Source organism: Kitasatospora cinereorecta, from assembly GCF_024172095.1.
GTDB lineage: Bacteria > Actinomycetota > Actinomycetes > Streptomycetales > Streptomycetaceae > Kitasatospora > Kitasatospora cinereorecta.
Map to the genome: position 1 here is coordinate 992,911 of NZ_JAMZDX010000001.1, position 7,090 is coordinate 1,000,000.

The following is a 7,090-nucleotide window of genomic DNA, read 5'->3' on the forward strand; positions in this document are numbered from 1 at the left end:
CCGTTCCGTCAATCAGTACGATGATCCGCCGTACCTGATGATCAAAGGACGGTAAACCATGGGGGACCAAGGATTTCGGGTCGATCCCGAGGCGCTCAGAGCGTACGGCGCCGTCATCGAGGCACAGGCGGAGCGGATCGGGCAGATCCGCTCGGCGCTGGCGGGCGTGCCGCTCTCGTCCGACGACTTCGGCAAGCTGCCGGGCTCCGGCGAGCTCCACGACAGCTACCAGGAGCACGCGACGGCCGAGCAGCAGAACTTCGCCGACCTGGTCGAACTCCTCGACGGCACGGCCGAGGGGCTCCGGCACTCGGCCGCCAACTACGAGGAGCACGAGCTGGAGACCGCCGCGGTCTACGGGGGTGCGCAGTGAGCACGCTCGCCCCGACATCGTTCGGCGGCGCGGTCGACACCTACGAGTGGACCCGCGACCGGGTGCAGGACGCGCTGCCGCAGCTGCCGAGCTTCGACAACCCGGTCAGCGAAGGGCTGGACGCCGGGCTGGACAGCATCGTCAAGGCGGCCCTGGACGCCACCGGGCTGATGGACGCGCTGGAGGAGGTCACCGGCCACCTCGACCGGCTGACCGCGGCCTCGCACGAGTGGCAGGCCCAGGCGAAGGCCATGCGCGAGGTGGCCACCGTCCTGCGCGACGGTGGCAGCCGGCTCTCCGGCGCGTGGGAGGGCGAGGCTTCCGAGGCCTTCGGCCGCCACATGGGCATGGTGGTCGAGGCCGTCGACGCGACTGCGGCCGACATGGAGCAGGTCGCCCAGATCATCAGCCAGGCCGCCGCCGAGTGCCAACTGGCCGAACAGATGGTCATCGAGATCATTCGCGAGGCGATCGAGACCCTCATCATCACGCTGGCCGCCGGCGTCGTGGTCGACATCCTCACCCTCGGCCTGGCCACCGCCGCCGAGGCCCTCGTCGTCGAGGGCGAGATCGCGATCTACATCGCCCGGGTGGGCCAGGTCTCCAGGAAGCTGGAGACCGCGCTCAAGGAACTGCGCGAGGCCATCAAGGCGATGAAGGAGGCGCGCACCCTGGGCAAGTTCAACGAGGCCCGCAAGGCCGCCAAGGCGGTCCGCAAGCTCGGCGGCAAGGGCAACCGCTGGAAGAGCCTCAAGGACCTGGCCACCAACCCGTCGATGGAGAACCTCGGCGAGTACGCCACCGCGCGCGGCCTGCAGTCCGGCTTCGGCGCGGTGAAGGGCGGCGTCAAGGGCGGCCTGGGCCTGGCCGTCGGCGCCGGCGACTTCACCGGAGTCCTCACCGACAACCTGCTGAGCGACCAGGGACTGGAGACCGTCGCCCGCGGCCTGGACGGCCCGCCCGAGGACGCCCCGTACCGGGTGCCCAGGACCCGGATCGAGGAGGCCTTCGGATGAGCGCCGGCCCGTACGCCCCGCCGCCCGCGGTCTACGAACCGTCGATGCTCGGCGGCGGCTCCCACGTGCCCCTGGTCGCACCGCACCTGGCCCCCGGCGAGTGGCTGCACGGCATCGTCGACCTGCAGCTGAGCGACCTGATCCGCCGGGTGCCCCGCCGGTACCGGCCCAGGCGCGACGGCCTGTTCGCAGTGCTGGGCGTGGTGTTCGACGTGGCCGGCGCGATCGTCGAGGCGATCGAGGAGGCCATCGGCGGATTCTTCCGGATCCTGCGCCGGATCTTCCGCGGCCGGGGCCTGGTCGGCGGCTGGGAGAGCGAGGCCGGCCGGTTCGCGATCGCCGTGCTCACCGGCACCAAGGGCACCGTGGAGTACGAGAACCGCCACGTGCTGCTGGTCTTCACCGACCGCCGGATCCTGCTCGCCCTGGAGACCCGCCGGACGCTCGTCCTGCTCGGCGAGATCCCGCGTGGCCGACTGGCCCGGATCGAACTGCGCCTGACCGGCCTGTCCAGCCGGGCCGACGCGCACTTCGCGGACGGCTCCCGCGCCGCCCTCGAAATCCGGCAGCGCGACGCCCAGGCACTCGACCTGCTCGGCCGGGGCATGATCCCGCCCCCGCAGCAGCACTGAGCTCCGATGCGGTGCTCCGCCGACCCCGCCCGCCGGACCCGGGGTCAGCGGCGCACCGCGTCCAGCGCCAGCAGCGCCACGTGCAGCGACAGACAGGACTCCACCTGGTCCAGGTCCACCCCGAGGATCCGCTCCACCTTGTGCAGCCGGTCGTAGAACGACGGCCGCGACAGGTGCGCCGCGTCCGCCGCCGCCGACTTGTTGCGGCCCTGCTCCAGATAGATCCGCAGCATCTGCACCAACTGCCCGCCGTGCTCCGCGTCGTACGCCAGCAGCGGCCCCAACTCCCGCTCCACGTACGTCTGCAGGCGGGCGTCGTCACGCAGCAGGTGGAGCAGGCCGCGCAGCCGTACATCCGGCAGCCGGTAGTACGCGGCGGCCCGGCCGCCCGGCGAGTCGTGCAGCGCCGCATCCGCCACCTGGGTGGCCTCCAGCAGCGTCCGCCGGGCGTCGCGCACCGAACCCACGGAGGAACCCACCGCTATCACCGGCGCCTGCGCCGAGCCGTCCCGCACCGAGTCGGCCACCAGCTTGCGCAGCGCCGCCGCGAACGACTCCAGCGCCGCGTGCTCGTCCTGCTGCGAGCCCAGCGCGATCAGCACCCCCACGCCCTCGTCGTCCAGACCGCCGACCAGCGCCGACAGCCGGGAGGTCCGGATCGCGGTCGCCGCCAGCTCGGTGAAATCCCGCAGCCGGGCCTGCGCCTCCAACGCCGCCGGGATCAGCCCCTGCCGCTGCCGCAGCACCACGCCCACCAGCCGCCGACCCTCCAGCGGCACCCCCAGCGCCTGCGCCCGCAGCGCCACCTCGGAGACCGTCAGCGCATGGGTGAGGATCCCCGACAGCAGGGTGCGGTGGGTCTGCCGCTCCAGCGACTCCCGGTCCCGCACCACCAGCCGGTTCAGCGCCAGCGTCGCCGCACCGCGCTCCAGCAGCATCGCGTGCGGATGCGCGGTGTCCGGCGGCAGCACCACCGGCTCGTCGATCAGCACCAGCCGGCCCCAGTCCTGCCCCCGCGCGCCGACCGCCGTCACCAGCCAGCCGCTGCGCGCGTCGTACCCGGTCCGGCCCGCCGGATGCACCCCGCGGGAGCGCTTCTCCCAGTCCTCCAACAGCACCGTCTCCGGCCGACCCGCCGCCTCGTGCGCCAGCACCTGGTGCGCCAGGTTCTCCAGCACCACCGGCGCACCCGCCATCCGGGCCACCTGCCGGACCACCTCGGCCGGCTCCGCGCCCTCCACCGCCAGCTCGTTGAAGGTCTGGTGCACCGCCTCCGACACCCGCAGCTGCTCCAACTGGGCGTTGACCACCAGCGCGTGCACCGCCTCGGTCACCGCGACGAAGCGCAGCTCCCGGCGGAGCACCACCAGCGGCAGCCCGTGCCGCTCGGCAGCCACCACCAGCGCCTTCGGCAGCGAGTCGAAGTAGCGCCGGCCGAACTCGACCACCAGCCCGGCCACCCCGACCTCGTCCAGCTCCCGGACGTACCGGGCCAGCCCCTCACGGTCCTCCGGCAGCGCGATGCCGGTGGTCAGCACCAGCTCACCGCCCTGCAGCACCCCCGCCACGTCCGGCAGCTCGCTCACGTGCACCCAGCGCACCGGGCGCTCCAGCGCCTCCCCACCCGCCACCACCTGGGGCAGCCCGCGCCGCATCACGTCGAGGTCGAGCACACGGGCGACGGTGGGGAGCATCGCGGGGCCTCCTGGGGCAGAGTGTCAGGTAAATCATCCATCCTCACGACGGCCGATCACCCGTCCGCCGCCTTGCAGCGTGTAAGCCCCTTCGCGCCGCGCCTGGCGGAGTGACCCTTGCCCGGGGCGCCGCGCGCCGGGCATCGTCGGCCGGGTAGGACCGGACGATGGAGGCAAGTGATGGACCTGACCAGCTTCAGCGCGGGCGCGCAGTACATCGCGGGCCGGCTCACCCCCGGCACCGGGGACGAGCCCTTCCGCGTGGTCAACCCCGCCGACGGCTCCACCGTGCAGCAGGTGACGCTGGCCTCCACCGCCGACGTCGACCACGCCGTCGCCGCCGCCAGGGCCGCCCTCCCCGAGTGGTCCGGCGCCACCCCCGGCGCCCGGTCCGAGGCGCTCACCAGGCTCGCCGCCGTCCTCGGCGAGCACGCCGAGGAGTTCGCCCGGGTCGAGACCGCCCAGACCGGAAAGCCGATCAAGCTCTCCACCGAGTTCGACGTCCCCGGCACCGTGGACAACACCGCGTTCTTCGCCGGCGCCGCCCGCAACCTGGAGGGCAAGGCCGCCGGCGAGTACAGCGGCGACCACACCTCCTACGTCCGCCGCGAGGCGATCGGCGTGGTCGGCTCCATCTCCCCCTGGAACTACCCGCTGCAGATGGCCGCCTGGAAGATCCTCCCGGCCATCGCCGCCGGCAACACCGTCGTCCTCAAGCCCGCCGAACTCACCCCGCTCACCTCGCTGATGTTCGCCCGCGCCTGCACCGAGGCCGGCATCCCCGACGGCGTGGTCAACATCGTCACCGGCGCCGGCCGCACCGCCGGCGAGCACCTGGTCTCCCACCCCGACGTCGCCATGGTCTCCTTCACCGGCTCCACCGGCGTCGGCAAGCGCGTCGCCGAACTCGCCACCGCCACCGTCAAGCGCACCCACCTCGAACTCGGCGGCAAGGCCCCGTTCGTCGTGTTCGACGACGCCGACCTGGACGCCGCCGTCCACGGCGCCGTCGCCGCCTCGCTCATCAACAGCGGCCAGGACTGCACCGCCGCCACCCGCGCCTACGTCCAGCGCCCGCTCTACCGAGCCTTCGTCGACGGCGTCGCCGAGCTCTACCGCGCGATCCGCCTCGGCGACCCGCTCAACCCGCAGACCGACCTCGGCCCGCTGGTCTCCTACGCCCACCGCGACCGCGTCGCCGGCTTCGTCGACCGCGCCCGCTCCTACGCCACCGTCGTCACCGGCGGCGCCCCCGGCGGCAAGGGCCACGACGGCACCGACCTCGGCCTCGGCGCCTACTACCAGCCCACCCTGATCACCGACGCGGCGCAGGACAGCGAGGTCGTCCAGGGCGAGATCTTCGGCCCCGTGCTCGTCGTCCTCCCCTTCGACAGCGACGAGGACGGTCTGCGCCTCGCCAACGACACCCCCTACGGCCTCGCCGCCTCCGCCTGGACCAGCAACGTCCACCGCTCGCTGCGCGCCACCCGCGAGATCGCCGCCGGCTGCGTCTGGGTCAACGACCACATCCCGATCATCAGCGAGATGCCGCACGGCGGGTACAAGTCCTCCGGCTACGGCAAGGACATGTCGCAGTACTCGCTCGACGAGTACACCCAGGTCAAGCACGTCATGTACGACACCACCGCGGTCGCCCGCAAGGACTGGCACCGGACGATCTTCGGCGACCGCTGACCGAACGTTCCGCGCCGGACCGGTGCACCGGAACGCCGTACCGGACCGGTGCGCCGGACCGGTGTAAGAGACCACCGCCTCCGCGCTCTCCCGGATGACGGCGGGCACCCCGGGCCCGCCGCCGGGAGAGACGAGGAAGCACGTGGAGAGCACCCACCGCTCCGGCGCCCTGCGCTGGCTGGCCGAAGCCGCCGCGGACCCGGAGTCCTGCCTCCGCACCTGGCAGTCGGCCGGCCTCGAACCGGCCCTGCTCCCCGCCGGCCGCCGCTGGGACGTCCTGCTCGTACCCGCGCCGCTCGGCCTGCACGCCCTCGCCGCGCTCGGACGGCTGCACGGCCACGGTCCCGTCTACACCGACCCCGATCGGGACGATCTCGGCTTCCTCGTCCCGGTCGGCACCGCCGACCACTGGATCGCCACCGGCATCCGCGCCGTCGGCACCGGCACCCCGGTCGGCATCCCCCACCCCGACCGCCGCCACGGCCACCGCTGGCTCGTGCTGCCCGAGGGCGACGGCCGACTGGTCGACCCGGCTCTGCTCGCCCTCGCCCTGCACGACGCCGCCGCCACGCTTCGCCGCGAACGCTGAACCCCGATGGCGCCCCCCGCCCTGCCAACGCCGTGCGGCCCGCGACGCGCGGCTCCGGGCGCCGTCCGCCCCGAACGGCAAGACTGGTGCCATGAGCAGCACCACCGACGACCCCGTCCTCTTCGGCCCCGCCGGCGGACCGCCGGTCGGCGACGACCGCGCCCGGCTGCTGGAAGCCGTCCAGCCCTACTGCCTGCGCCACGCCCTCGCGCTCGGCGGCCGCGACGCGCTGCGCCTGCACGGCCTGGCCGTCGGCCGGGGCAGCGGACTGGTGCTGATCGCCACCGAGGGCCCGCTGCTGACCGACCTCGCCACCGGACTCGCCGAAACCCTCCGCGCCGCCGGCCACCCCGTTCACGAGGAACCCGGCACCGCCCGCCGCGTCCCGCTCGCCGGCGCCCGCTGGCCGGTCGAACTGCGCAAGGAGCCGCTGCGCCACCCGCCGCGCCTGCTCGGCGCGCCCGTCCCCGTCATCGACCTGGAGGACGCGGCCGCGCTCGCCGTGCTCGCCCTGTGCGACCGGGCGCTGCCCGGCGACCTGGCCGCGCTGCACGCCCTCACCGCCCGCTTCCGCGAAGGCGAGCTGGTCGCGCTGGCCACCGCCCTCGACGAGGACTTCTCCACCCAGGTGCTCGCCGACCGGCTGGAGACCGCCGCGAGCCTGGCGGCCGACCGGACGCTGCAGGGCTGGGCCGAGGCCTGGGCACAGGACCTGCGGCTCGACTCGCTGGAGACCACCGAGCTCGCCGACGGCCTGCACGACCCCTATCTGGAGGAGATTCCGGAAGACCCCGATCCGCCCGACGACCTGTAAGGGTGAACTTCCGATCCCCGTCAGGGTGCTCGTTGAGGCTGCCGCGTTCCGTGCGCAGACTGGAATGGAGCGCGGAACATCCGTGGGACATCGGAGGCAGAGACCTTGAGCACCAAGCACATCACGCACTGGATCGGCGGCGCGTCCGTTCCGACCGCAGGTTCCGCGCCCCGCCGCGGAGACATCTTCGACCCCGCCACCGGCCAGGTCACCGGCAAGGTCGACTTCGCGGAGATCGCCGAGGTCGACCAGGCCGTCGCCGCGGCCGCGTCGGCCT

8 protein-coding genes (1 of these 8 cut by a window edge) are annotated in these 7,090 nt (G+C 73.5%); 7 read left to right on the plus strand and 1 reads right to left on the minus strand.

The genetic code is table 11. The annotated features are described in order from the left end of the window. The first annotated feature begins 58 nt into the window (after nucleotides 1-58). Genes FHR36_RS04515 through FHR36_RS04525 form a run of 3 tightly spaced genes read left to right on the plus strand, consistent with a single transcriptional unit; the run spans nucleotide 59 to nucleotide 2,021 of the window. Nucleotides 59-373: a WXG100 family type VII secretion target gene (locus FHR36_RS04515; RefSeq protein ID WP_253793929.1), complete on the plus strand. Its 315-nt coding sequence runs from the start codon at nucleotides 59-61 to the stop codon at nucleotides 371-373. Next, the gene (locus tag FHR36_RS04520; protein WP_253793931.1) at nucleotides 370-1,389 is read left to right on the plus strand and encodes a WXG100 family type VII secretion target; all 1,020 of its coding nucleotides are present in this window, start codon (nucleotides 370-372) and stop codon (nucleotides 1,387-1,389) included. Before FHR36_RS04515 ends, FHR36_RS04520 begins: the two co-directional genes overlap by 4 nt. Beyond that, a complete protein-coding gene (locus FHR36_RS04525) occupies nucleotides 1,386-2,021 on the plus strand; it encodes a hypothetical protein (RefSeq protein WP_253793933.1) in 636 nt (211 codons plus the stop codon). Before FHR36_RS04520 ends, FHR36_RS04525 begins: the two co-directional genes overlap by 4 nt. Nucleotides 2,022-2,065: 44 nt before the next feature. Here the strand turns inward: FHR36_RS04525 and FHR36_RS04530 are convergent, their stop codons facing one another. Beyond that, nucleotides 2,066-3,715, minus strand: coding sequence for a PucR family transcriptional regulator (locus tag FHR36_RS04530; RefSeq protein ID WP_253793934.1), 1,650 nt, complete (start codon nucleotides 3,713-3,715; stop codon nucleotides 2,066-2,068). Nucleotides 3,716-3,895: 180 nt separating this feature from the next. Here FHR36_RS04530 and FHR36_RS04535 point away from each other — a divergent pair, with 180 nt between their 5' ends. From FHR36_RS04535 to FHR36_RS04550, 4 genes are all read left to right on the plus strand, one after another. Then, on the plus strand, nucleotides 3,896-5,410 hold the full coding sequence (locus FHR36_RS04535) for a gamma-aminobutyraldehyde dehydrogenase (RefSeq protein WP_253793936.1): 1,515 nt from the start codon (nucleotides 3,896-3,898) through the stop codon (nucleotides 5,408-5,410). Between the two features lie 142 nt (nucleotides 5,411-5,552). Then, nucleotides 5,553-5,999 carry a hypothetical protein gene (locus tag FHR36_RS04540; RefSeq protein ID WP_253793937.1) on the plus strand — a complete coding sequence of 149 codons (447 nt, stop codon included), beginning with the start codon at nucleotides 5,553-5,555 and terminating at the stop codon, nucleotides 5,997-5,999. Nucleotides 6,000-6,090: 91 nt separating this feature from the next. Continuing rightward, nucleotides 6,091-6,813 (plus strand): hypothetical protein, encoded by a 723-nt coding sequence (locus FHR36_RS04545; RefSeq protein ID WP_253793939.1) that lies wholly within the window; start codon nucleotides 6,091-6,093, stop codon nucleotides 6,811-6,813. A gap of 105 nt (nucleotides 6,814-6,918) precedes the next feature. Then, nucleotides 6,919-7,090, plus strand: partial view of a CoA-acylating methylmalonate-semialdehyde dehydrogenase gene (locus FHR36_RS04550; RefSeq protein ID WP_253793941.1) — the 5' portion only. It continues 1,355 nt past the right edge of the window; the window shows 172 of its 1,527 coding nt (coding positions 1-172); it begins with the start codon at nucleotides 6,919-6,921; its stop codon lies beyond the right edge, outside the window.

What these genes read in the sequence shown, in the direction of transcription:
- FHR36_RS04535 (WP_253793936.1), top strand. Translation starts at nt 3,896, where the DNA reads ATGGACCTGACCAGCTTCAGCGCGGGCGCGCAGTACATCGCGGGCCGG.
- FHR36_RS04525 (WP_253793933.1), top strand. Translation starts at nt 1,386, where the DNA reads ATGAGCGCCGGCCCGTACGCCCCGCCGCCCGCGGTCTACGAACCGTCG.
- FHR36_RS04530 (WP_253793934.1), bottom strand. Translation starts at nt 3,715, where the DNA reads ATGCTCCCCACCGTCGCCCGTGTGCTCGACCTCGACGTGATGCGGCGC.
- FHR36_RS04545 (WP_253793939.1), top strand. Translation starts at nt 6,091, where the DNA reads ATGAGCAGCACCACCGACGACCCCGTCCTCTTCGGCCCCGCCGGCGGA.
- FHR36_RS04515 (WP_253793929.1), top strand. Translation starts at nt 59, where the DNA reads ATGGGGGACCAAGGATTTCGGGTCGATCCCGAGGCGCTCAGAGCGTAC.